This is a genomic window from Pseudonocardia sp. ICBG1142 (assembly GCF_020496255.1).
Classification (GTDB): Bacteria; Actinomycetota; Actinomycetes; order Mycobacteriales; family Pseudonocardiaceae; genus Pseudonocardia.
The window spans coordinates 100,424-124,756 of record NZ_JAHLJC010000031.1 but is presented as its reverse complement, the minus strand read 5'-3'; the positions used below and the strand labels follow the sequence as shown (position 1 = coordinate 124,756).

The following is a 24,333-nucleotide window of genomic DNA, read 5'->3' as shown; positions in this document are numbered from 1 at the left end:
TATTGGTTTGCCGAATCAATCCGAGATGAACGGGCTGCCGCAGTATGTACTATACCACTGGTTTCCGGCGTGATGAAATTCAGGATCTTGTCGCTATAGTGTATGAGCAGGATCAGCGGGACGCGACGGAGGCACGTTTGTCTTGGCCGCCGGTTCTGGGGTTGTTCTGGTCGGTGGTGATCACGTTGGCGTATCTGCGCGGGAATCGTGTGCAGTGGGAGTTGGCGGAAACCTATGGGGTGTCGCAGTCGACGGTTAGTCGAGCGATCACGGGGGTGACACCGTTGCTGGCACAGGCGCTGCGGAGTGTCGTTCCGACGGCAGAGGAGCTTCGTGCCGATCGGCAGTACATCATCGATGGAACCTTGCTGCCCTGCTGGTCATGGGCCGCGGTGCCGGGTCTGTGGTCGGGCAAGCATCGCACCACCGGCGTCGTCGTCCAGGTCGCAGCCACCCTGGAAGGGCAGCTGTCGTGGATCTCCGACCCGACCCCAGGCTCCCGACACGACCTATATTGCCTCGACCAATCCGGCGCCCTCGACCACCTCGCCACATACCCCCCGATCGGCGATAAAGGATACATCGGGCGCGGCATGCTCACCCCGTTCAAAAAACCACCCGGCCGGGAACTTCTCAACTGGCAAAAAACATTCAACAAGAGCCTCAACCACACACGCGCCACCATCGAACGAGTCATCGCCCATATCAAAACGTGGAAAGTTCTCCACACAGACTACCGGCGGCCCTACGCCACATTTAAAACGACAATCTCGGCAGTCATCGGACTCATCTTCTACACACTTACCTGACGGAGCCTGAATAAGCCTCCCAGTCCCTCATTGAGGAAGAATGGCAGCACGTGCCGAGATTCCCGAGTTCCTGGTTGCTCGCGGACCCAACCGGGGCGCACCACGACGAACAGGGAGACAGGCGCCGGGCCGCACACCGGTGACGTGCACACAACACCACGTCACCGCGACTCGGCCGAGCCGATGCCTGATTGCCCACCAGGTCGCACGCCACGCCAGAGGGCGACGTCGCCGATAACGCGGAACCACCCCGAAAGAGCGCGAACGCCAGCAAGACCGACGGCGAGCGCGACCCCGTTCGACCGAGGTGCCGCACCTCTGCGTAGAGGCTTATTCAGGCTCCGTCAGGTAAGTGTGTAGAAGATGAGTCCGATGACTGCCGAGATTGTCGTTTTAAATGTGGCGTAGGGCCGCCGGTAGTCTGTGTGGAGAACTTTCCACGTTTTGATATGGGCGATGACTCGTTCGATGGTGGCGCGTGTGTGGTTGAGGCTCTTGTTGAATGTTTTTTGCCAGTTGAGAAGTTCCCGGCCGGGTGGTTTTTTGAACGGGGTGAGCATGCCGCGCCCGATGTATCCTTTATCGCCGATCGGGGGGTATGTGGCGAGGTGGTCGAGGGCGCCGGATTGGTCGAGGCAATATAGGTCGTGTCGGGAGCCTGGGGTCGGGTCGGAGATCCACGACAGCTGCCCTTCCAGGGTGGCTGCGACCTGGACGACGACGCCGGTGGTGCGATGCTTGCCCGACCACAGACCCGGCACCGCGGCCCATGACCAGCAGGGCAGCAAGGTTCCATCGATGATGTACTGCCGATCGGCACGAAGCTCCTCTGCCGTCGGAACGACACTCCGCAGCGCCTGTGCCAGCAACGGTGTCACCCCCGTGATCGCTCGACTAACCGTCGACTGCGACACCCCATAGGTTTCCGCCAACTCCCACTGCACACGATTCCCGCGCAGATACGCCAACGTGATCACCACCGACCAGAACAACCCCAGAACCGGCGGCCAAGACAAACGTGCCTCCGTCGCGTCCCGCTGATCCTGCTCATACACTATAGCGACAAGATCCTGAATTTCATCACGCCGGAAACCAGTGGTATAGTACATACTGCGGCAGCCCGTTCATCTCGGATTGATTCGGCAAACCAATATTCGCGATGGACGGGCTGTCGCCCAACCCGACACGCCGGGCTAGATCGTTATTTCACGGGGCCTGAATAAGCCTCGTAGATCTCGCCATTCTCGACCCAACGAGAAGGTGCGTCGCATCACCTTCGCAATGCAATTAGTTTCTCTCATGGTCGCCAGCCGTTCACATCACGCCGTCGTCCGTTTGACCCGTCACTACGAAACGGACAACGAGCATGAAATCGACGCATCTCCTCTCCGAGCGGAGCCGCTGCGATGCCCGCTCAGCGCAGGTAGGTGTCCCCCGAACCAGGGACCGAACGGCACTGACCGGCGCTGTTAATTTCTGTTGCGGCAATCGTCGACCGTGGGGGTAGCCTTGATCCGGATTGACGTACTTGTGGGATCACCAATCTTTAGCGTCGGCCTGACAAACATTCTCACGAATGCCGGGCTGAGGGTAGTGGCAACTCGCAGCTCCCCGCACGAGGAACCGTCCTGGCTGGCGGACGCAGTCATCATCGACGTCGATGCACTGGATTCGACAAACGATCTGATACATATTCAGGCGACCGCGCGGAACTCCGCCGTGCTGGTCCTGACGGGGACAGGGGAGATCGGAGGCGCGGTCTACCTGGCCGCGGGCGCAGCCGGGGTGTTGAGCCGAAGTGAACCCGGCGACAGGGTGGTCGAGGCCATTCGAGTGATCACCTCGGGCCGATCTCTCGACGGTGCGCAGTACCGCAACGACCCCGCGAAGTGTGCGGAGGGCACGTCGTCGGCCGCCCCGGAGGAGGACGAACGGGTCCCACGCCTGTCCGAGCGCGAGGACCAGGTCCTGCGCCAGATCGCCCGTGGTCTGACCCATGGCCAGATCGCCACCCGTCTCGGCATCAGCCCTCACACGGTCGACACCTACGTCAAGCGCATCCGAGCCAAGCTCGGTGTGGGCAACAAGGCCGAGCTCACCCGAGCCGCGCTGCTCAACAGCGCGATGACACAAGACCGTCCGATCGCTGATCCGACGTCGGTGCACCCGACGTCGGCGGCGTGAAGGACGTCGCAGCGGGCCTCGGAGGGCGGACGGGCGGACCGGCCGCGGACTGCGTCGGTCCGCTGCCGGTGCCGCCGGCGCTCGTCACCCGGTTGCGGGCGTTGGCCCATGCACGGGGAACCGACGACCTGGCCCCGCTGCTGACCTGCGCCGAGGAGTTGGCGCGCCGCGTCTCCTCCGATGCCACGACGGTCCGGATCGGCGTGGCACACGACCACGAAGCCTTCGTCGTCGCAAGCCATCCGTCACAGCGGAGCCCGGCGTCGACGTACGCACAGCAGATGTCGACTCGACGAGCGAGGCCCGCACGACCGGCTGACGTCGGACGTCATGTTCGTGCTGTCGGGCGACGGCAGGCGTCTGTACGGGGAACGACTGACCGATTCTCCCGGAGGACCGTCGGCGCTCGCCTGGACGCGCGGGTTCCTGGATCTCCTCACCGAGTCGGCCGCGGCAGGAGCACCAGCGCGCACTCGTGGCGGCGGAGCGCGCCGGGGCATCAGCGACCTCGTCGACGCCAGGTGACGCTCGCCCCCGACGCGATCGCTGTACTCGACGAGGACGGCACGGAGCTGACTTATCGCGAGTTCGACCGGTGGGTCGGCCGAGTTGCCGATCGGTGCGCACTGCCGGAGCAGGGACCGGGCGGCCCGGATCGCCATCTGCATGCAGCGGGGCATCGTCCCAGGTCGTGGCGATCCGCCGCGGTCGCGGACCGGGGCGGGCGTACCCGGACCTCGACCACCCCGACGCACGACTCGGCGAGTCATGACGGACGCGGCCCGAAGCCGTTGCGGGACCTCGTCGGCCGGACCCACATCCCGGACGGCCGTGGACGGTCGTCGACGCGGACCTGCCGGGACAGCAACCGACCCGCGCACCGCAGCACCTCCCGGGTACCGGCCGGACCTACCGGACCCCGCGGTCACCCTCCTCAACATCCTCTACCCTCGATCCACGGCCGTCCGAAAGGCGTCGCCTACCCGGAAGAGGGCGCGCTCGCCCATCTGGACTGGATGCAGCGCCGCTACCCGTTCCGAAGCGGCGACACCGCGTTGTTCAAGACGCACCGGGCGTTCGAACGTACGATCGCGGAGCTGTTCTGACCGCTCCTCCACGGCGGGCGGCTCCTGGTCGGCCGGGGGACCGGGACCGGGACCCGGCCCACCTGGCAGAACTGATCGCCGCCCACGACGTGTCCACCGTCTTCCTGCCACCGGCCGTGCTGGCACCGGTCCTGGAGCACATGGGCACCCGCCGGATCCGCGGGTTGCGCTGGGTGCTCTCCGGCGGGGAACCCCTCACTCCACAACTCCGCGACGCCGTGCACACGACCCTGCCCGATGCGGGACTCGTGCACTGCTACGGCCCTACCGAGGCCGGAACGGTCACCGACACCGTGGTGGCCCGGGACAGCGCTGCGACGGTCCCGCTCGGGTTGCCGGCCGGACTTCCGGCTCCGGTCTCGGCGAACTGCGGATCGCACCGATCGGCGCCCGAGAGGCGTCGTCCGGGACCGTCGGCGGCCGGTTCTGGGGAGCCCCGGGCCCGACCGCCGAACGGTTCGTGGCCGACCCGTTCGGGCCCTGCCGGACGGCCTACCGCACCGGGACCTGTGCAGCCGTCACGACGGCGACGTGCTCCGACATCTGGGGCGTATCGACCGGCGAGGTCAAGGACGCTGCGGGATCGACCCGGCGTGGCGAGGTCAGCTCACGATCATCGCGACCAGCTGTCGCTCCATCTCGGTGCGCGGCGCGGCATGGCTCGGACCGTCGTCGTCCCCTGCTGGACGGGGCAGTGCGCGCAGGTCGTAGTCACCCCACGGAGTGCGCGGCAATGAGTCGAGCACGACGATGCGGCGAGGCACGAGATGCTCCGGCAGCCGTGTCCGGAGATGGTTGTGCAGCGCGATGACGTCCGGCCGAGAGGTGCCTCCGGCGGCGTAGGCGATGAGATCCGGCGGAGATCCTGCGGTCGTCTCGATGACCAGCGCGTCCTGCACGCCCAGGGCGTCCCGGAGGAATGACACGATCTCGGCAGGGTCGATTCCTGGCTGCGTGCCGACGCGACCTGCGAGCTCCAGGGTCCCGTCTGGGCGCCGGCGCGCGAGATCGCCGGTCGGCTCCGGTCCGATCCAGATCTCACCGGGCTCGCCGACCGCGGTGGAGCGGCCTGACGGGTGTCGCAGCGTGACCGGCGCGGCCGGGGTCCCGATCGGGACGCGCAGTGGTGCGGTGGCGACGTGCATGTCGTGAGGAACGTCGAACCAGGCACTGGGACGGCCGTCGGTGGCCACCCGGTACAAGCCGACACACCGACAGTCCTCGGCCATGCCGCGCAGGGCCTCGACGTCATGAGGCAGCAGAGAACCGTCGTTCTCCACGAGAACACAGCGTAGGTCGGGGAGTCGGCGCCCGGTGGCCGCGAGTGCGCGAAGCACCGGCGGGTCGACGTAGACGACCGTGGCCTCCTGCTCGCGCAGCCAGTCCGCGAGCCCGGCGGCGTCGGTGCCGAACGGCCGGTCAGGAACGACGATCGTGGCGCCCGCGTCGAATCCCGTGCAGAGCGCGGACATCAGGTGTCCGGGGCGGTGAGAGAGAATCACGAAGCGGTCTGCGGGACCGAGGCGAAGCGAAGCGACCTGTTGCCCAGTCGCGCCCTGCTGCCGGAGATGCTGCGCCGCCGGGTTCGGATGTGCCGTCGTCGGCCACCGCTGCGCTGAGATCGACCGTTCCGGCTGCCGGGACGCCGCCCTGTGGACACGGGTCGAGAACGTGCGTGAGACCGAGTGGTCGGGTGAGGGCCGGGTCGTCGGTCTCGATGACCTGAACGTCGGCGCCGGTGCCGGCCACCGCGGCGAGCGTGACCAGGAACGACGCTGTCGGTCTCCGAACCACGCCGACCCGACGAGTCAGGGCGCTGCCCGGGTGCGTAGACAGCTCGGAGACAACCCGACGCGCGGCGGTGGCGCCCACCGGTAGGTCCACCGTCCTCTGGCGTCGACGACGACCGCGACCCTGTTCCCGTCGGTGGCGTGCCGGTCGAGTGCCAGGGCCGGCGCCGGCGCCGGGGCGGGCTCGTTCGGACCGGGCTCGGCGTCCGGTTCTGCGGCAATGTCGAGCAACCGCACCGAGGTGTCGGCGACGGCGGCACGCAGCAGGTTGCGCATCTGCCCGAGCAGGGCGCGCCCTGTCGCGTCGTCGCACCGATCGGCTGGGAAGTCGAGCGCGAACCGGAGCGCCCCACCGGCTTCCTGAGCGGTGAGGTTCAGGTCGAAACGGCTGAACAGGGACGGTGTGTCGATCGGCTCGATGCGCAGCGTCGGTACCTGCTCGGCCTCCGGGTTCCCGACGACGTTCAGTACGACCTCGAAGAGCGGGGTGCGACGTGGGTCGCGGACGATGTCCAGATCGCGTACCAGCTCGTCCATCGGTGCCTCGGCGTGTGCGTAGGCGTCGAGTGCCACGCGCCGGACGCGCTCGAGCTGGTCGGCGAAGGTCGGCGAGCCCGAGAGGTCGGCGCGGAGGGGAAGCAGGTTGACGAAGAAGCCGATCAGGCGGTCGGACACGCTCGTCGTCCGGCCGGCGACCGGGACCCCCACCACGATGTCGTGTTGTCCGCTCCACCGAGCCAGCACCGTCGTGAACACGGTGAAGAGCACCATGAACGACGTCACGCCCTGTTCACGACACAGTTCGTGCAGGGCAGCAGTCTCCTCGGTGGGGAGCACCTCGGTCACCTGGCCGGCTTCCGCGCGCATGTCACCGGTCCGCCGCTGCACGGTCGGCAGCGCGAGGGCACGCGGTGCCTGTTCCAAGTGGGTACGCCAGTGGCTGAGCTGGCTCTCGAGTACGTCACCGGTGAGCCAGTCCCGTTGCCACGCCGCGTAGTCGCGGTACTGCACCGGCAAGGGCGCCAGCCCGGCGCGTTCCGTGTCACCGTCCGCCTCGTAGAGGGCGGTCAACTCCCTGATGAACAGGCCGATCGACCACGCGTCGGAGACGATGTGGTGCATCGTGACGCCGAGCGCGTGTACGTCGTCGTCGAGCTGGATCAGCACGCACCGCAGCAGCGGGCCGGTGGTCAGGTCGAAGGGGGTCGTGAGCTCCTCGTCGAGGACGATGCGAGCTGCGACATCCGGTTCGGCGCGGTCACGCACGTCCTCGAACCGGATGCGCCATGTCGGATCCGGCGGGTCGACGATCTGGCGAGGCTCGCCGGACTCCGCGGTGAAACGGGTGCGGAGCGACTCGTGCCGCGTCATGATCGAGCAGATGCTCCTCTGGATCGCCGCGGTGTCGAGCGGCCCGGTGATCCGCCTGCGTCCGTGCACGTTGTAGATCGGCCCAGGGAGAAGTTGGTTCTCCATCCACAGCCGATACTGGTCGAACGAGAGGATCGTGTCCGGTTCCGCGGGCCGGGCGCGGAGCTCGGGAGGTCGGGCAGCAGCACGCGCGGTGCGCGACCGCGCCGAGACGACGGCGGCCAGTCCTGCGACCGTCCGTGCCTCGACGTAGTCCGCGACCGGCACGTCCACCCCGGTCGTCCGGCGGATCCGAGCGACGACGCCCGGCACTTGCCCGAGATCGGTCAGCGTCAGCAGTGCGTCGTCGACCTCGACGTCGCGACCGAGCGTCTCGGCGAGGATCCCGAGTACGGCGTCCTCGTAGGGTGTGGTGGGAGGCAGGGCGGGTGCGATCCGCTGCGAGGTTGACCGGCGCGCCATGATCCGACGGTAGGCCGCGGTCATGGCCAACGGTTGTCCCGCGAATCCGGCGCTCGTCGTGCCCGCCGTGTGGGCTCAGATCCGGGTCGGAACGATGCGCAGCGGCAACCGCGCGTAGCCGTGCAGGAAGTTCGACCGCATGAGCTCGGCCGGTCCCGCCGGCTCGAGGAGTTCGACGGTATCCACAAGACGATTCAGAACGCTCCGGATCTGTACCCGGGCCAGACCGGTCCCGGGGCAGCTGTGTGGGCCGGCGGCGAACCCGATGTGTGGGTTCGGGTAGCGGTACACGTCGAACTCCTCGGCCTGCTCGAAGACGTCCGCGTCGCGGTTCGCCGACCGTGGGAACACGACGACCGGCTCGCCGGCACGGATGGCGCGGCCGCCCAGCTCGACGTCTCGGACGGCGACGCGCGCCAGGTGCCGTACCGGGTTGGCCCATCGGACGGCCTCCTCGACCGCTGTCGGGACAGTCGTCGGGTCGGCCCTCAGCGCGGCCAACACGGCTGGTCGTGTGCTCAACACCTGCAGCAGATTGCCGAGCAGGCTGCGAGTGGTCGTGGTCCCGCCTATGGCCAGGTTCAGCGCGTTGAGAACGGCTTCCCCGACGCTCAGCCCCTCCCGGTTCCCCTTGCCCGTGACGAGACGGCGGACCAGACCGGAGTTCGTCGAGCGGGGGGAGCGGAGCAACCGCGCGAAGTAGGAGAGCAGCTCGTCGTCCGCGCGACCGGCCTCGACGCGCAGATCGCTCGCGCCGTCCTCGCTCGGTCCGGAGAGGAACACCTGCGCGGTGCGGGCCGTGATCCAGTTCAGGTCCTCGGCGGGGAGCTCGAGCAGTAGTCCGGCGGCGTGCGTCGGGACCTGCGATGCGAGCGCGACCATGACGTCCACCGGCCCCGGTCCGGACACCAGCTCCGACACGAGTTCTCGGACGTGCCGATCGATCGTCGGTTCCAGCGATCCGACTGCTCCGTCTGCGAAGAAGGCGCCGACGCTGCGGCGAAGTCTGCGGTGCTCCGGTGGGTCGGTCACCTCCACCATCATCCCGGCTGCCGGGTCCTTGTCGGGTCTCAGGCTGTCCAGGGTCATACCGTGCGTGGCCGAGAAGGTGGCTGTGTCGCGGTAGACGCGCAGTGCCTCGGCGTAACGGATGACGGCCCAGAACCCGTTCCTGCTCTTCGGCGCGTGCCAGAAGACGGAGCACTCCGGCCGCAGTCCCGAGAGCACGCCGTCCACCAGGGCTGCTCGAGCCGGATGCGGGTCGGCGAGATCGACGGAGGGTATCGGATCGCTGTGATCCGGGCGGCTCATCCGGCGGCCTCCCCGGAGGATCCTGCGACCTCGGTCATGACCGTGCTGCAGGCGTCGACGAGTTGCAGGACCGTCGCCTCGTCGAGCAGGTCCCTCGCGTAGACGACGGCGCCTTCCATACCGTCATCGATGCGCTGGGTGAGGTGGATGGACGTCGAAGTGGGTGTGCGGCGGGAAGGGCACAACGAACCCGGGTGGGTCGGCAGGTGCGCCGTGCAGCGCGACGAACACGTCGAACAGTGGGTGGCGTCCCGATGAGCTGGTCGGTTCGATCTCGGTGGACGCGACCATGTCCTCGAACGGCAGGACCGCGTGCTCCGTCGCGGCATCCCGACGTGCCCTGACCTGCCTGGCCAGCTGGGTGAACGTGGGACGCTCCCCGAGATCGAGCCGCAGCACCGCTGTCTGCTCGATCATCCCCACGACGTCGTCGAGGGACGGGTGGTCCCGGCCGTCGACCGCGACGCCGAGGTTCACGGTCGTGCTGTCGATCCAGCGACTCAGGCCGCTGACGACGGTCGTGAGTGCTCCGGTCGGCTGGTCGCCGCCGGCTGCGTCGCGCACCGCTCGTATGGCGGGAGGCGACACGGAGAACCGCACCACGGCGCATCGGCTGTCCCGCACTTCGCGACGCGGTCGGTCGAGCGGGAGGTCGGCGGGTGGAGGGCCGGACAGCGTGGTCCGCCAGAACTCGCGGTGCCGGGCGGCTCCTGCGCTCGCAGAGCGGTCTCGTTCCCATGTCGCGTAGTCGTTGTAGCTCAGGGCGGGGGAGACGACTGCACGACCGCGGTACGTCGCCCGCAACTGCGACGTGACCAGCGCACGCGACCTCTCGTCGGCCGCGATCTGATGCACGACCGCCAAGAGGAACGGCGCGGCGCACGGGGTCGGCCGGACCAGACGCAGCCGTACGGGCGGCTCGTGTGCGAGATCGAAGGGCCTGGCCAGCTCGGCGGCCAGGACCGATTCCGGATCGGCCGTCTCGAGCGGGGGTGGTCCGGGAGGTGGGCCCACGGCGGCGACGGGCAGCCCGGCCGCGTCGGCTTCGTAGCGGGTGCACAACATCGGGTGTCGTCGGAACAGTCCGTCCAATGCCGTGTCCAGTGCCGCCCGGTCGAACGGCCCCGGTAGCCGCACGACGACGGCCGAGCCGTCGGCAGTGTTCTCGGGGTCGGCGCGGTGTCGCAGCCAGAGTCGCCACTGGGCCGCGGAGAGCCGTGCCTCGTCACCGGCGGCGGGGCTGGGCATCGGTGTCGCATCGGCGCCGCTGTCCAGTATCCGGGCGAGCCCGTACACCGTGCGGACCTCGAACAGCGAGTTGATCGGCACCTCCGTGGCGAGCTGCTCGTTCAGCCGCAGGACGATCTGTACGGCGCGCAGTGAGTCGCCACCCATGGCGAAGAAGTCCTCGTGGACACCGACCGTGTCGCGGCCGAGGACATCGGCCAGCACGGAGGCGATCAGCCGTGCGGTGGGGCCCGCGTCGTCGTCGGACAGCGCGTCGGTCGTCGCCGGCTGATGCGCGCCGACAGCGGGCCGGCCCGACGTGGCGAGGGCCGCACGGTCGAGCTTGCCGTTCGGGGTCCGTGGGAACGTGTCGTGCACCAGGAAGCGGGCCGGGATCATGTAGCCGGGAAGGACGCGGCTCAGGCTGCTGCGCAACCGGTCGGCGTCCGGCGGCCGACTCACGTCGACGGGCCGGATGTGACCGTCCAGTGACGTGCTGCCCTCTGGGCTCCTGACGCTGGTCACCACCGCCTCGGCGACTCCGGGAACGCCCACCAGGGCGTGCTCGATCTCACCGGGCTCGATCCGGAATCCGCGGATCTTGACCTGGTCGTCGCAGCGACCGAGGATCCGGATCCGCCCGTCCGGGGACGACCGGGCGAGATCACCGGTGCGGTAGAGGCGGCCGCCGTGCGGGGACGTCGGGTCGGCGACGAATCGCATCGAGGTCAGTCCGGCTCGACGGTGGTAGCCGACGGCGAGCCCCGCACCGCCGATGTACAGTTCGCCGACCTCCTCCGCAAGAACCGGTCGCAGCGCGTCATCGAGCACGTGGAGCGACGTGCCGTCGACGGGGGCGAAGCGCGTGGGCGCACCGAGCTGGTGGCGGGTCAGGGACGACCACACGGTCGTCTCGGTCGGACCGTAGAGATCCCAGAGCGCCGCTCCGTCGCCGAGCAACCGCTCGGCCAGGTCGGTAGGTAGACGCTCGCCGCCGCAGAGCACCGTGAACCCCGGTCCCGGCATCCACCCGGCGTCCAACAGCAGGCGCCACGTGGCGGGGGTCGCCTGCAGTGCGCGTGCGTGGCAGGCGGTCAAGAGATCGGCCAGCCGGTGCGGGTCGTTGACCTCCTCCGGTCGTGCGACCACGACGCGTCCGCCGGTGACAAGCGGTAGGAACAACTCGAGACCCGCGATGTCGAACGAGACCGTCGTCACGGCGGGCAGCAGAACGGGCTCCGGAAGCCGGAGCTGGTCGCGCATCGAGGTCAGGAAGGTGCTGAACGCGCGATGGTCGACCACGACACCTTTCGGCCGCCCGGTCGACCCGGACGTGTAGATCACGTACGCAGCGGAGTCCTGGTCCACGGTGGTCGCGGCGTCGACGGCGACGACGTCCTGCACGTGGACACGGAGGTCGACGGCGAGCCCACGACACACCGTCCCGTCCGTGGTCACCAGGACCCGAGCACCGGAGTCGGCGACGAGATGGCCGAGCCGGTCGGCCGGATGGTCCGGGTCGAGGGGCACGTACGCCGCGCCGGAGAGCTGGACACCCAGCAGCGCCGGCAGCAGATCCACCCCACGCGGTACGGCGACCGCCACGGCGTCCCCCGACTGCACCCCGGCCTGCGCAGGTGCACCGCCACCCCCGTCGCCTCCGCGACCATCCGGGCGTAGGTGAGCTGCTCGACGCCGCACTGCACGGCGACCGCGTCCGGGGAGCGCCTCGCCTGAGCGAGCACCAGCTCCGGGACGGGGGTGATGCCCGTGAGGTCCGATCCGTGCCGCTGGTGTCGTACCTGGGCGCCGGTCACGCCTGATCCCCACGTTCGGCCTTCGCCGGTGGAGACCCGACCGGGGCGTCCTCGGGGGTGACGTCAGGCAGGTCGTCCTCCACACGTCGCAGGTGCGGGTTGAGGTAGGCGACGAGGACACAGACGGCGAGCATCAGCCCCATCACGAGCATCAGGAGCGCGAAGCCACGACCCGGACCGTCCCCGACCACCGCCGAGAGCAGGGGGGACTCGACTCGGTCCCTCCCGACGAGCGGGACGAACACGCTGTCGGCGACCAGACCCGCCAGACAGAAGGAGAGGAACTGCGGCACCGCGGCGACCATGTACTGCAGTGAGATGACACGACCCAGCAGATGCGGCTCGACCTTGGTCTGCCAGAGGCTCTGGTTGCAGTTGATGACGACGGCGAGGCTGCGGAGAAGCACGAAGGCGGCCGCCGCCATCAGCGTGAGGTCGGGCCGCAGCGAGCCGACCACGATCGCCACGGAGATCAGCGACGAGAAGCCCAAGAGGCCCCGTACCCGCCGCCGTGGGCCGCCCCACGCGGTGACCGCCACGCTGGCCACCGCCATCCCGATGCCACCGAAGGTCAGCACCGTGCCCAGCGCAGCGGACGAACCGAACGCGAGGGTGACGGGCGTGATCAGGACGTCGACGAACCCGCACAGAACTCCAGGGCCGAGATGAACATCAACAGGGCGAGCAGCCCGGGGCGGCTCGTGACGTACCGCAGTGCCGGCTGGAACTCACCGAGCAGGGAGGTCGGCCCGCCGCCGATGCCGGGAGGCCGCACGGCCCGGGGGACCCGCACGAGGAGCAGGGTCACGAGACCCCAGCCGAACGTCAGACAGTCCATCACGACGATGCCCTCGATACCGATGATCAGGAGCAGGAAGCCGGCCGCGATGGGGCCGAGGATCTGACTCGTCGACGTCGCGATCAGGCGCATCCCGTTTGCTCTGCCGATGCGTCGCTTCGGCACGAGGAGCGGCACGGCGGCCTCGAACGCCGGCACCTGCAACGCACTCAGGACCGACAGACACGCCACGATCACGCTGACGTGCCACGGTACGAAGGCGCCTGTCGCGAGCAACAGGGCGAGTACCAGCGTCATCAGCAGACCGCCTGCATTGCCCACGACGAGCGCGCGGTGCGTCCCCCACCGGTCCACCATCGACCCGGTGAACAGGGACGCGACGATGAACGGAATCGACGCCATCGCCATCGCGTAGATCAGTCCGAACAGCGTCGCGGAACCGGTGACCTGGTAGACGTGGACACCGAGTGCGAATCCCGACAGCGACGACCCGACCAGCGACGAACTGTCCGCTCCACAGGATGACGAACGTCCGAAAGCCGGACTCCGGAGCGGCCGTTCGTCCGTGTTCGACGGTGCTCACCGCGCGACCGTTCCGGCTGCGATGTCCTCCGGGTGCGGTCGGGCAGCCGTTCGTCGAGGTCGCGCAGAGGGCGTAACGGTAGGCGGCCACGGTGCACGACGCGATCAACAACCCTGCGAGCAGCATCGCGAGCGCGAACTCACGACCGGGCCCACCACCGATGACCGGGCGGAGCATCCCGGCGAGCGCGCCGTCGGCGCCGGCCAACGGCTGCAGCGCCCCGCTCGCAGCTCCGGCGGCGACGTTGCCGAGTATCAACACTCCGGCGTAGACGACGTTCTTGTAGCCCATCACCCTGCCGAGCATGTGCGGCTCCACCTTGCGGTTGAGTACGGTGTGGATCGTCCCGACGATGATCGACGTGGTACCGAGGAACACGAATGCGGCGACTGCCACGAGCGTGACGTCCGGCCGCAGCGCGCCGAGGACCATCGCGGCGGCGAACACCAGCGAGAAGCCGGCGAGACCTGCGATGTGACGACGGGGCCCCGCCCAGACCGTCACGACGATGCCGGTGACGGCCATTCCGATCATCCCGACGACGAGCACGGTCACGAGATCCGACTCCGGGGCGAACGCGGACACCATCCCCGGCAGCAGCACCTCGACGAAACCGATCCCGAAACTGATCACTCCGAAGAAGCCCATCAGCGCCGGCAGCCCGGGCCGGGCCAGCGCATACCGCCATGCCTCGCCGCAGTCCTTCAGGAGGCCGCGCACACCGGGGCCGGGGTATCGGGTCGGGTAGCTCCCTCGAACCGGACCACGAACAGGGTGACCACAGCGATGGCGAGTGCGACGACGCCGAGCACCCCGACCACACCGATCCCGACCGATTGGAGGAGCAGTCCGGCTGCGACCGGTCCCAGAACGGCACCGGTGCCGTTGACCAGCATTCGGGTCCCGTTCGCGCGCCCGATGTGCCGCTTCGGAACCAGGAACGACACTGACGCCTCGAACGCAGGTAGGAGGAGTGCCTTGAGGATCGGAACCGCGGTGATGACGACGAATCCGTGCCACACCGAGAACGAGCCCGTGACGAGTGGGACGACGAGGCTCAGCGCCAGCAGCAGCCCTCCCACGTTGCTCACCATCAGTCCGCGTCGTGGCCCCCAGCGATCGATCAGCCCACCCGCCAGCACGGAGGCCACCAGGAAGGGCACGAACGGAAGCGCGAACATGACGCCGAGCACGAGCAGTGAGTAGTCGTGTCGGTAGGTGAAGTACGCGGCGGCGAAGTTGATCACGGTCAGCCCCGTCACGGCGACGAACTGACCGACCCAGACGACCGCGAACCGGCTCCCGCTCGACGGGACGGCCGGAGCGGCAGGGCGGCTCCCGTGATCACGTGAGCGACCGGCGTCGACGTGCTCCGAGGTCATTCGACGTTTCCTTCCGGCTGTTCCACTGATCCGCCTGCGCGTCCGGGACCGGAGCGCAGCGTCGCGGCGACGTCCCTGACTGTCCCGGTCAGCAGCGTCGCGACGTCGGGTGCCGCGGACAGCTGCTCATCGAGTAGGTCGAGCAGCCGGAACGCCTGCACCGAGTCCCCACCGAGTCGGCTGAACGTGTCGGACATGCTGATCCGGTCCCGGTCCAGCACCGTCCGGTAGAGCCCGGCCACCGTCGCCTCGTGGTCGTCGGCGGCGGTGTCGCGCGATGCGGACCTCGCCTCGTGAATCCGAAGCAGGTCCAGCAGCATGTTCCGGTCGACCTTGCCGTTGACGTTCGTCGGTACCGAGGCCACGGGAACGACGGCGGCCGGGCGCAGATGGGCCGGCAGCGAGGCCTCCGCGTGTGCCAGGACGGCCTCGCCGAGCCCGTCGTCGTCAGGGCCGGTCGACACCACGAATGCGATCAGACGTACCGGCTCGCCCTCGGGAACCACGACGCAGCGTGCGACCGCGGGGTGGCGGGTGAGCGTGGCCTCGACCTCGCCGGGCTCGACCCGGATCCCGCGTACCTTGACCTGCCGGTCGATACGCCCCAGATGTCGGAGCACGTCGCCGTCGTGACGGCTGCACAGGTCACCGGTGCGGTAGAGCCGCCCTCCGGCAGGGCCGAACGGGTCGGCCACGAACCGTTCGGCGGTCGGGCCCGGGGCTCCCCAGTAACCCCAGGCCAGGCCGACGGTCCCGCCGACGTACGCCTCTCCGGGGACGCCGATCGGTGCGATCCGCAGTTCGTCGTCGAGCACCGGAAGCCGGAAGTGTCCGGCCGGCAACCCGAGCGGGACCGTCGCAGCGCTGTCCCGGGCCACCACGGTGTCGGTGACCGTTCCGGCCTCGGTAGGGCCGTAGCAGTGCACGAGTCCCGCATCGGGCAGGGTCGTGTGCACGGCGTCGCGGAGTTGTGGAGTGAGGGGTTTCCCCGCCGGAGAGCACCCAGCGCAACCCGCGGATCCGGCGGGTGCCCATGTGCTCCAGGACCGGTGCCAGCACGGCCGGTGGCAGGAAGACGGTGGACACGTCGAGCACGGCGGCGGTCTGCAGGCGAGCTCGTCGTCACCCGAGCGGTCCGGCCGGAGCCCATGACGCCGACCCGAGGCGGAGTCATCGGCACAGAACCCACTCCCGTCTCCATCACGGCACCGATGATGCCCGCCTCCAACCAGGCCGTGGCGCCGCTGCGGGACGGACATCGGCCTGCCGGTCCGAGCCCACACGGCCGGACGCCCTCGTCAGTCCCTCGAACCCACAGCCGCACCAACCCGATCCCGTAGCCGAGTTGGTCTGCGATCCGCCTTGCCGCGATCGGCCCCGGTTCGGTACGCCGGTGCGGACCTGCCGTACCGCGACGGCCGACTCCGGAATGCTGCTGGAGCACATCTCCAGGACGACCGTCCCGGTCCCGACCGCTAGGCCATCCGGCTCACGCAGTCCAATCGAGGGAAGTGAGTCGGACAAGTCCATCGAGCAACGCGGGGTCGACCGGTCCCGGCGGGGTCGATGCCCCTCGGCACGCCCGAACCCGGCAGCTCCCACCACACGCCCCGGCTCCAGCACGTCCACAGCCCGATACCACTCCCGCAACGGCTCACGAAGCCGCGCGTGCAACTCGAAACTGCGCCGCAACCTCGCCCGGTCGCCAACCCCTTCCGCGACCGCAACGTCGACAGATCAGAGACCGACACCAGCACGAGATCGGCGAACCCCAGCCGACCGGTCCCGAACGCCCGGCGCACCGCGCGCAACTCGTGATCCCACCGGTCGATCGGGCCCGCTCCGACCCGCGCCAGACACCAGCTGTACTGCAGCTTCAGCGGGTCGCTGTCACACACCGCGACACCACCATCCGCGTCGATCGACCTGGCCGCCGCCCAGCGATTCGCGTGCACCCCGACCCAGTAGGCCGCTTGGGCTTCCCGATCCACACCGTCGGGCTCGTGCCCTGTCGGGCCGTACTCCGGGACCACCTGGCCCTTCCCCGAACCGCGCACACCACGTCGACTTCCCCGCCGCACTGGGACCCTCGACAACGACGATCATGGCGGGCCAGCCTCCCGCACATAGTCACTCAGCTAGTCACACAACGGTTCGCAGGACCGCCCGAGGACTCGGGCCCACCAGCCCCGGGGACCATCCGGGGACCACGACACTGCCACGAATCCGCTGGTCACACGAGTAAAGGCCGTACCCGATGCTCTCGGATACCGGCCTCCGGCCTGTCGGGACGACAGGATTTGAACCTGCGACCCCTTGACCCCCAGTCAAGTGCGCTACCAAGCTGCGCCACGTCCCGGCCACCCCTCGCGGGGCACGTGGAACTTTACCGCATCCACGGCAGGACCCCACCAGGGGTGTCGTCCGTGGCGTCGACGCTGCGCACGAGCGCGACCGCCTCCAGCTGCGAGCCGACGTCGAGCTTCGCGAGCACCGCCCTGACCTGCGTGCGGACCGTCGGGAGCGACACGACGAAGTGCTCGGCGATGGCGTGCGCCCGCATACCGGCGGCGAGCAGTTCGAGGACTTCCCGCTCGCGGCGGGTCAGGGTCGCGATGCGTCCGCGGACGGCTCGCTGGCGGCGGTCCCACTCGACGTAGCGCTGCACGAGCTCGTCGCGGTGGGTGGCGTGCAGCAGCGAACGACCGGCGCGGGCCTCGCGGATCGCGACGACCAGCGCCGGCATCGAGGCCGTCTTCGACACCCAGGTGAAGCCGCCGTGGTGCAGGGCGGCGCCGATCCGGATGGGGTTGGAGCTCCCCGAGAGCACGAGGACCCGCCAGCCCTGGGCACGCAGCCCCGGGACGAGCGGGACGGTGTCGATCCGGCGGCCGTCGGCGTCGCGACCGAGGTCCAGGTCGAGGACCAGCAACCCGGGCTCGACCCCCGCGACGGCGCGGTGCACGTCGACGTGGGAGTGCGCGGGCCGGAACGACGCCGGTTCTCCCTCCGCGCGCAGCGCCAGCGCCAGCGACGACCCGACGAGCTCGTGGTCGTCGATGATCAGCACGCTGTCGAGCGGCGGGGCCGCCGCCGACCGAGGGTGTGACACCCGCCCGCCCCCCACTCGGGCGGGTGTCACGTCAGGGCTCCCAGCGTGAGCAGGCCACGCCCCAGGAGCGCGGTCCGGCGGTCGAGCGCCGCGACCTCGTTCTCGTACTCCATCGGCCGGGAGCGGAGCTCCCACAACTCGAGCGCCTGCCGCCAGGCGACGTCGCGGGCCAGCACCACCGGCACGTCGGCGACGCAGCCCAGCAGCTGCTCGGTCAGCGAGATCTCACCGGGGGCCGTCTCGTCGAAATCGTCGAGCAGGCGGACCATGTGCAGGGAGAACACGTCGTTCACGGCCCGGTAGTCGGCTCGCTCGGCGGGACCGGGGGCGCTGCGCCCGAGGACGGTGCAGGTCCGCACGACCGCGGGTGCCAGGTCGAAGTTGACGTGCGCGTTCACCCCGACGACCGCGTACTCCACCGGGGAGATCCGCTCGTGCCGACGGCGCTCCAGCAGCACCCCCCAGGACCGCGGCGGGGTCCCGCCGGTCGCCTCGGCGTGCAGCGCCCGGAAGTAGCGGCGGGCGAACTCCACGTCGAGCCGGACCAGGAAGTCCCGGTCGGCGAACAGGTCGTCGTCGAGCTGGTCGCGGATCCCGCGGGTGATGCGCAGGTACAGCCGGTTGAACGAGGCGACGCCGTCGCCGGGGCCGTACTCGCACTCGAGGATCTCCTGGAGGCGTTCCTGGTGCGCGATGACGCCGTCGATCGTCTCGGGTGGGGTGGCGAGCAGTTCCGCGACGCGCGCCCGGCCCGCCGCGGCGGCGCCCTCGTCGGAGGGCGTGTCGATGGTGGCCGTCATCGGTTCCTCCGCGTCGCTCGGTCCGGTGATCACCTTGGTCGAGCGGGCGTGGCGACGGTATAGGGCGAATGACCTAGATGTCGGCGCGGTGCTCACGCAGGACGGCCGCGGCGCTGGTGCGGTTGGTGACGTCGAGCTTGGCGAAGACCGAGGCGAGGTGGGCACCGACCGTCTTCGGGGTGATGAACAGCCGGGCCGCGATCTGCTTGTTGGTGGCGCCGTCGGCGAGGACCTCCAGCACCTCACGTTCCCGGTCGGTGAGCCGGGCCAGCGGGCCGTCCACGGCGACCGGGGCATGACCGACCGCGCCGACCGCGGCGAGTGCTGGCACCTCGATCCGGGCCCGGTGGGCGACCTCGGCGATCTCGGTCAGCAGCGGACCGGCCCGCAGTCCCGCGGCGAGCTCGGCGGCACGGCGCAGGTCTGCGGCGCCGTCCTCGGTGCGTCGGCCCGACAGCAGCGCTTCGGCGCTGCGCAGCCGGGCGTAGGACCCCGGGTAGGGCTGGCCGAGGCCGTCGAGCAGGTCGGCGACACCCCGCCAGGTGTCCGGGTCGGCACCCGGGGTGGTCCGGGCGTCCTCGGCGGAGCACATGGCCTCGTAGCTCGCGATCACCCCGCGCAGCGCCGGGGCCGAACGCTCCCCGCGCTCGACGAGGTCGCGGCGGTGGCGGCGCAGCCGCCGGAGCCCGCTGGCGTCGGGGGGTCGTCCGGCGAGGACGGCCTGGGCGTGCGCGCGGGCGCCGTGCCAGAGCAGCGGCGCCACCGCGAAGACGTCGTCGATGCCGGACTCGACGACGTCGAGCCCCTTCCCGACGTGGGCGAACGCCAGCTCCGGGTTGCCCCGCCACATCTCCAGCCCGGCGCGCAGGATCAGCAGCGGCAGCCGCTGCTTGGGCAGGCCCGTCGACCCGGCGACGAGCTCGGCCGCGGTGAGGTCGACGTCGGAGCCGTCGAGGTCGCCACGACCCATCCGGAGCCGGGCGCGGGCCAGGCGCAGCTCCAGCATCTGCGCACCGGACGGGGCGGCCGCCCACGCCGTCGCCACCTCCCGCTCGGCGTCGTCCCAGGCTCCGGCGCGGAACAGCCCGTTCGCCGCCACCACGCGCAGCGACACCGACGCGGTCCGCCCCAGCCCCAGCCCGGCCATCCGCTCGGCGCCCGCCCGGGCCGCGGCGACGCCGTCGTCGAGGGCGTTGAGCGGGCCGGTCAGCAGCTCCGCCCGCCGGGCCAGGCACTCCCCCAGCGTCTCCGGGTCGCCGCCGGCCTCGGCGACGGCGACCGCCTCGGTCAGCGCGTCGAGCCCGGCAGTGCCGTCGCGGGAGTGCGCGGCACCGAACCCGAGCGTCGCCAGCACCGACGCCAGTGCCCGCGGCTCCCCCACCCGGCGCGCCGCGACCAGCGCCTCCTCGGCGACGGTGCGGGCACCGGCGTAGTCGGCCCGGTCGAGGAGCGCGGCCGCGTACCCGGCGAGGACCTCGGCGCGGGCGGCGACGGCGGTGTCGTCCGGGTCGTCGTCGGCGGGCAGGGTGGCGACGGCGCGCCGGTGGGCCCCCTCGGCCTCGGTCAGCTGACCCGCCGCACCGAGGTAGCGGCCGAGCCGGGACCGCAGCACCGCCTGCTCGGTGCCGCTGGGCGCGTCGGGTTCGCCGAGCCGTTCGGCCAGCAGCGCCACGGCCGAGCCGTGGTCGCCTGCCAGGGCCGCGGCGGCCGCCGCCCGTTCCAGGTAGCGGCTGCGGTCGCGGACGGCGGCAGGGACCGGCAACGTGGCCGCGCGCAGCCAGTGCCGGTGCGCCTCGGCGTAGCCGCGCAGCCGTTCCGCCTCCTGCGCGGCGTCGAGGGTCGCCTCCAGCGCCTCGTCCGGGCGCCCGGCGAGCTGCCAGTGGTGCGCGAGACGGGCCGCCGACCCGGGGACGCGGTGGCCGCCGTGCAGCGCGGTGGCGTAGCGGCCGTGCAGCTCGACCCGCTCGGCGGGGAGCAGGTCCGCGGAGACGACCTCGGTCATCAGACCGTGCCGCAGCGTGTAGCCGTCGGCACCGGCGACGACGACGAACCCGGCGTCGGCAGCCTCCCGCACGGCGGCGGCCAGCTCCGCCCCGTCGACGTCGACGACGGCCGCCAGCAACGCGTGCTCGACCTCCCCGACCCCGGCCGCGACGGCCCGCACGACCGCCGTCGCCGCCGCCGACAGCCCGGCGGCGCCGGCCCGCACCAGCTCGCGGACGGTCTGCGGCACGCCGTGCGGGTCCCCGTCCAGCACGGCGCGGACGGTCTCGCGGGCCAGGAACACGTTCCCACCGGAGTGCCGCCACACCAGGTCCTCGACGTCGTGCCGCTCGGGTGCCCACCGCGCGACCAGCTCGGCCAGCTCGTGCCGGGGCAGCGGCTCCACCCGGGCGAAACGCACCCCACGGTGCCGGCGCAGCTCCCCGGTGAGCCCGAGGAGGTCGACCGGGACACCGCCCGCCGGGGCGTCGCGGTAGGTGCCGACCAACAGCACCGGCGACGACGACAGCGCCGCCAGCAGGTAGGCGAACAGGTCGCGGGTGGAGCGGTCGGCGCGGTGCAGGTCGTCGACGACGAGCACCACCGGTGCCCGGCGGGCCGCCCGCTCGACGACGGCGGCCAGCTCCCCCAGCATCTCGACCCGCCCGGCCGGGCCGTCGGCACGGTCCAGCCGGGACAGTGCGGCGGCACACTCCCGACCCAGCGCGCCGCGGCTGCGGGACTGCTCGCGCAGGGCGGACACGACCGGCCAGAACGGCGGGGCGTCGGCGATGTCCAGCGCGCGGCCGGACAGCACGACCGCGCCACCGCTCGTCGCGGTCCGACCGAACTCCGACACCAGCCGGGTCTTGCCGACCCCGGCGTCGCCGCCGAGGAGCACGGCCGAGGCGCCGCCGGCGACGGCGGCGCGCAGCGCCTCGGCGAGCAGGTCCAGCTCCGCGACCCGGCCGTGGAAGACCTCGGCCGGTGTCTCCCTCACGTCCGGCCACGATAGTGACCGTGTCGTCACCGTTCCAGGGGGCCCGTGGTGACGGTGCGCCGAGCGAGCAGGATCGAGGGCTCGCAGGCAGCACCCGCCCGCCGGAGTCGTGCGACGGCCGTCACTCCGGCACCGTCACCTCGACACCGTCACATCGGGGCGGCGCCGGTGGGGGCGGGCGTGGCGTCACGAGCCGGACACCTCGATCACGACCTTGCCGACGGCACTGCCGGACCGCAGGTGCGCGACGACGTCCGGGGCGTCGTCGAGAGCCACGACGCGGTCGACGGTGGCACGCACCCGCCCGTCGCCGACGAGGCCGAGTACCGGCGTCAGCGCGGCGGCGACGGCGGCACGCTCGTCGGCGCCACGGACGCTGAAGGTGGTGCCGATCAGGCGCAGCCTGCGGAAGGACAGGGTGTTCAGGTCCAGCGTCGCCGACGGCCCGGCGAGCCGGCCGATCTGCACGATCGTCCCGCCGATCCGCACGGCGGACAGGGCGGCCGCCAGGTAATCGCCGCCGACGAGGTCCAGCACGACGTCGACGGGTCCGTCGAGATCACCCAGCGCATCGATCCCGACGAGCGGGATCGCCCCGGCATCGACGAGCGCGGAGCGCTTGGCGGGCGAGGTCGTCGTCGCGAGGACCGGCGACGCCCCCAGCGCAGCGGCCAGCCGGATCGCGACCTGCCCGACCCCGGTGCTGCCCCCGAGCACCAGGACGGCGCCGCCGTCGGCGCCGAACCCGGCCTGGGTGACCAGCGCGTCGTGCGCGGTCTCCAGCGCGACCGGCAGCGCGGCGGCCTCGGTCCAGGTCAGCCCGGACGGGACGGGCAGGGCGCGGCGGGCGTCGACGACGGCGTACTCGGCGAACGCGGCCGGGGCGGACGCGAACACCCGGTCCCCCGGCCCGCGGCCCGGGGCGCCGGTGATGCCCGGACCGGCGGCGACGACCTCACCCGCGAGCTCCATGCCCGCGGTGAAGGAGCCGTCGTCGTCGGCGTGCGGAACGGGGTAGCCACCGCCCAGCGCGAGCAGGTCGGCCCGGTTCACCCCGGCCGCCCGGACCCGCACGAGCAGCTCCCCCGGACCGGGGACCGGGGTGTCGATCCAGCCGACCTCCCAGGTCCGCGCACCCGGACGGCCGCGCAGGGCCCGCATCACTTCTTCCGGGCGCGCTTCTCGCGGACCCGGACCGAGACGCGGATCGGCGTGCCGCCGAACCCGAACTCCTCGCGCAGCCGCCGCTCGATGAAGCGCCGGTAGCCCGCCTCGAGGAACCCGCTGGTGAACAGCACGAACGTCGGCGGACGGGTCTGCGCCTGCGTCGCGAACATGATCTTCGGCTGCTTGCCGCCGCGGACCGGCGGCGGGGTCGCGGCGACGAGGTCGTTGAGCCACTGGTTGAGCCGCCCGGTCGGCACCCGGGTGTCCCAGGACGCCAGCGCGCGGTTCAGCGCGGGCGCGATCCGCTGGGTCGACCGGCCGGTCAGCGCGGACACGTTGACCCGCTCCGCCCAGCGCACGCTGATCAGGTCGCGCTCCAGCTCGCGGGTGAGCTGGTGGCGGCGCTCCTCGTCGACCTTGTCCCACTTGTTGAACAGGATGACCAAGGCACGCCCGGACTCCACCACCATCGTCAGGACCCGCTGGTCCTGCTCGGCGATCGGCTCGGAGGCGTCGATCAGCACCAGGGCGACCTCGGCCGACTCGATCGCGGAGCTCGTCCGCAGCGAGGCGTAGTACTCCATGCCCGAGGCCATCTTGACCCGCTTGCGCAGGCCGGCGGTGTCGACGAAGCGGAACACCTGGCCGTCGAGCTCGACCAGGGAGTCGACCGGGTCGACGGTGGTGCCCGCGACGTCGTGGACGACCGACCGCTCCTCGCCCGCCAGCTTGTTCAGCAGGCTGGACTTGCCGACGTTCGGCTTGCCGACCAGCGCCACCCGGCGCGGACCGCCCCCGGACGCGCCGAAGTCGTCGCGCGGGGTCTCGGGGAGGATCTCCAGGATGGCGTCGAGGAGGTCACCGGAGCCGCGGCCGTGCAGGCCCGACACCGGGTGCGGCTCGCCGAGCCCGAGCCGCCACAGGTCGGCGGTGTCGGAGGTGAGCCGGTCGTCGTCGACCTTGGTGGCGCACAGCATCACCGGGACGTCGGCGCGGCGCAGGACCCGCGCCACCGCCTGGTCGGTCGCGGTCGCACCGACCGTGGCGTCGACGACGAGCAGCACCGCGTCGGCGATCCGCATCGCGGTCTCGGCCTGGCGGGCGACGAAGCCCTGCAGGCCGTCGGCGTCGGGCTCCCAGCCCCCGGTGTCCATCAGCTTGAACCGGCGGCCGTTCCACAGCGCGTCGTAGACGACGCGGTCACGGGTCACCCCCGGCACGTCCTGCACGACCGCCTCGCGACGACCGAGCATCCGGTTGACCAGGGTGGACTTGCCGACGTTCGGACGGCCGACGACGGCCAGGGTCGGGGTCGCCAGGACCTCGTCGGGGTCGATCCCGGCGGTGACCACACCGTCGGAGTCGACCGCGACGAACTCGGCCGGGTCCAGCCCGAGCCGGTCCATCTCGGCCCGGTCGGCCGCGTCACC

The 24,333-nt window shown here is 70.9% G+C and carries 17 protein-coding genes, 1 tRNA gene and 1 pseudogene; 3 read left to right on the top strand and 16 right to left on the bottom strand.

The window, feature by feature from the left end; translation table 11 throughout:
- The first annotated feature begins 44 nt into the window (after positions 1-44).
- Entirely contained in the window at positions 45-809 is a 765-nt protein-coding gene (locus KPL59_RS25035; RefSeq protein ID WP_226359656.1) for a transposase, read from the top strand.
- Positions 810-1,153: 344 nt separating this feature from the next.
- Here KPL59_RS25035 and KPL59_RS25030 read toward each other — a convergent pair whose 3' ends face one another.
- The gene (locus tag KPL59_RS25030; RefSeq protein WP_226359656.1) at positions 1,154-1,918 is read right to left on the bottom strand and encodes a transposase; all 765 of its coding nucleotides are present in this window, start codon (positions 1,916-1,918) and stop codon (positions 1,154-1,156) included.
- Positions 1,919-2,402: 484 nt separating this feature from the next.
- Here KPL59_RS25030 and KPL59_RS25025 point away from each other — a divergent pair, with 484 nt between their 5' ends.
- A complete protein-coding gene (locus tag KPL59_RS25025; RefSeq protein ID WP_226362202.1) occupies positions 2,403-2,993 on the top strand; it encodes a response regulator transcription factor in 591 nt (196 codons plus the stop codon).
- 853 nt (positions 2,994-3,846) lie between these two features.
- Positions 3,847-4,425 (top strand): annotated as a pseudogene (locus KPL59_RS37815) (AMP-binding protein); the annotation flags it as partial.
- 276 nt (positions 4,426-4,701) lie between these two features.
- Here the strand turns inward: KPL59_RS37815 and KPL59_RS25015 are convergent.
- From KPL59_RS25015 to der, 15 genes are all read right to left on the bottom strand, one after another.
- Entirely contained in the window at positions 4,702-5,379 is a 678-nt protein-coding gene (locus tag KPL59_RS25015) for a hypothetical protein (protein ID WP_226362201.1), read from the bottom strand.
- A 528-nt stretch (positions 5,380-5,907) separates the two neighbouring features.
- A complete protein-coding gene (locus tag KPL59_RS25010) occupies positions 5,908-7,722 on the bottom strand; it encodes a condensation domain-containing protein (protein WP_226362200.1) in 1,815 nt (604 codons plus the stop codon).
- A gap of 75 nt (positions 7,723-7,797) precedes the next feature.
- Entirely contained in the window at positions 7,798-8,958 is a 1,161-nt protein-coding gene (locus KPL59_RS25005) for a cytochrome P450 (RefSeq protein WP_226362199.1), read from the bottom strand.
- 71 nt (positions 8,959-9,029) lie between these two features.
- Positions 9,030-9,152 carry a hypothetical protein gene (locus tag KPL59_RS36020; RefSeq protein WP_255677773.1) on the bottom strand — a complete coding sequence of 41 codons (123 nt, stop codon included), beginning with the start codon at positions 9,150-9,152 and terminating at the stop codon, positions 9,030-9,032.
- Between the two features lie 4 nt (positions 9,153-9,156).
- A complete protein-coding gene (locus tag KPL59_RS25000) occupies positions 9,157-11,883 on the bottom strand; it encodes a non-ribosomal peptide synthetase (protein WP_226362198.1) in 2,727 nt (908 codons plus the stop codon).
- A 190-nt stretch (positions 11,884-12,073) separates the two neighbouring features.
- Positions 12,074-12,655: a hypothetical protein gene (locus KPL59_RS24995; protein ID WP_226362197.1), complete on the bottom strand. Its 582-nt coding sequence runs from the start codon at positions 12,653-12,655 to the stop codon at positions 12,074-12,076.
- Positions 12,656-12,702: 47 nt separating this feature from the next.
- Complete coding sequence (locus KPL59_RS24990; protein ID WP_374111678.1) at positions 12,703-13,374, bottom strand: MFS transporter; 672 nt, start codon at positions 13,372-13,374, stop codon at positions 12,703-12,705.
- A 789-nt stretch (positions 13,375-14,163) separates the two neighbouring features.
- On the bottom strand, positions 14,164-14,841 hold the full coding sequence (locus KPL59_RS24985; protein ID WP_226362196.1) for an MFS transporter: 678 nt from the start codon (positions 14,839-14,841) through the stop codon (positions 14,164-14,166).
- On the bottom strand, positions 14,838-16,100 hold the full coding sequence (locus KPL59_RS24980; protein WP_226362195.1) for a non-ribosomal peptide synthetase: 1,263 nt from the start codon (positions 16,098-16,100) through the stop codon (positions 14,838-14,840). Before KPL59_RS24980 ends, KPL59_RS24985 begins: the two co-directional genes overlap by 4 nt.
- A 1,026-nt stretch (positions 16,101-17,126) precedes the next feature.
- Positions 17,127-17,200: transfer RNA gene (locus KPL59_RS24975), tRNA-Pro, on the bottom strand.
- Between the two features lie 27 nt (positions 17,201-17,227).
- A complete protein-coding gene (locus tag KPL59_RS24970; RefSeq protein WP_063718844.1) occupies positions 17,228-17,953 on the bottom strand; it encodes a response regulator transcription factor in 726 nt (241 codons plus the stop codon).
- 26 nt (positions 17,954-17,979) lie between these two features.
- The gene (locus KPL59_RS24965) at positions 17,980-18,753 is read right to left on the bottom strand and encodes a DUF5995 family protein (protein ID WP_172718150.1); all 774 of its coding nucleotides are present in this window, start codon (positions 18,751-18,753) and stop codon (positions 17,980-17,982) included.
- 73 nt (positions 18,754-18,826) lie between these two features.
- Entirely contained in the window at positions 18,827-21,736 is a 2,910-nt protein-coding gene (locus KPL59_RS24960) for a LuxR family transcriptional regulator (RefSeq protein WP_226362194.1), read from the bottom strand.
- A gap of 186 nt (positions 21,737-21,922) precedes the next feature.
- A complete protein-coding gene (locus tag KPL59_RS24955) occupies positions 21,923-22,897 on the bottom strand; it encodes a zinc-binding dehydrogenase (RefSeq protein WP_226362193.1) in 975 nt (324 codons plus the stop codon).
- Positions 22,897-24,309: a ribosome biogenesis GTPase Der gene (gene der, locus KPL59_RS24950; protein ID WP_164514873.1), complete on the bottom strand. Its 1,413-nt coding sequence runs from the start codon at positions 24,307-24,309 to the stop codon at positions 22,897-22,899. Before der ends, KPL59_RS24955 begins: the two co-directional genes overlap by 1 nt.
- Between the last annotated feature and the right edge of the window lie 24 nt (positions 24,310-24,333).

Excerpts from the sequence above, each read along its gene's own strand:
- KPL59_RS25035 (WP_226359656.1), top strand. The coding sequence starts at position 45 with ATGTACTATACCACTGGTTTCCGGCGTGATGAAATTCAGGATCTTGTC.
- KPL59_RS25030 (WP_226359656.1), bottom strand. The coding sequence starts at position 1,918 with ATGTACTATACCACTGGTTTCCGGCGTGATGAAATTCAGGATCTTGTC.
- KPL59_RS25010 (WP_226362200.1), bottom strand. The coding sequence starts at position 7,722 with ATGGCGCGCCGGTCAACCTCGCAGCGGATCGCACCCGCCCTGCCTCCC.
- KPL59_RS36020 (WP_255677773.1), bottom strand. The coding sequence starts at position 9,152 with ATGGAAGGCGCCGTCGTCTACGCGAGGGACCTGCTCGACGAGGCGACG.
- KPL59_RS24985 (WP_226362196.1), bottom strand. The coding sequence starts at position 14,841 with ATGACCTCGGAGCACGTCGACGCCGGTCGCTCACGTGATCACGGGAGC.
- KPL59_RS24980 (WP_226362195.1), bottom strand. The coding sequence starts at position 16,100 with ATGTCCGTCCCGCAGCGGCGCCACGGCCTGGTTGGAGGCGGGCATCAT.
- KPL59_RS24965 (WP_172718150.1), bottom strand. The coding sequence starts at position 18,753 with ATGACGGCCACCATCGACACGCCCTCCGACGAGGGCGCCGCCGCGGCG.
- KPL59_RS24955 (WP_226362193.1), bottom strand. The coding sequence starts at position 22,897 with ATGCGGGCCCTGCGCGGCCGTCCGGGTGCGCGGACCTGGGAGGTCGGC.
- der (WP_164514873.1), bottom strand. The coding sequence starts at position 24,309 with ATGGACCGGCTCGGGCTGGACCCGGCCGAGTTCGTCGCGGTCGACTCC.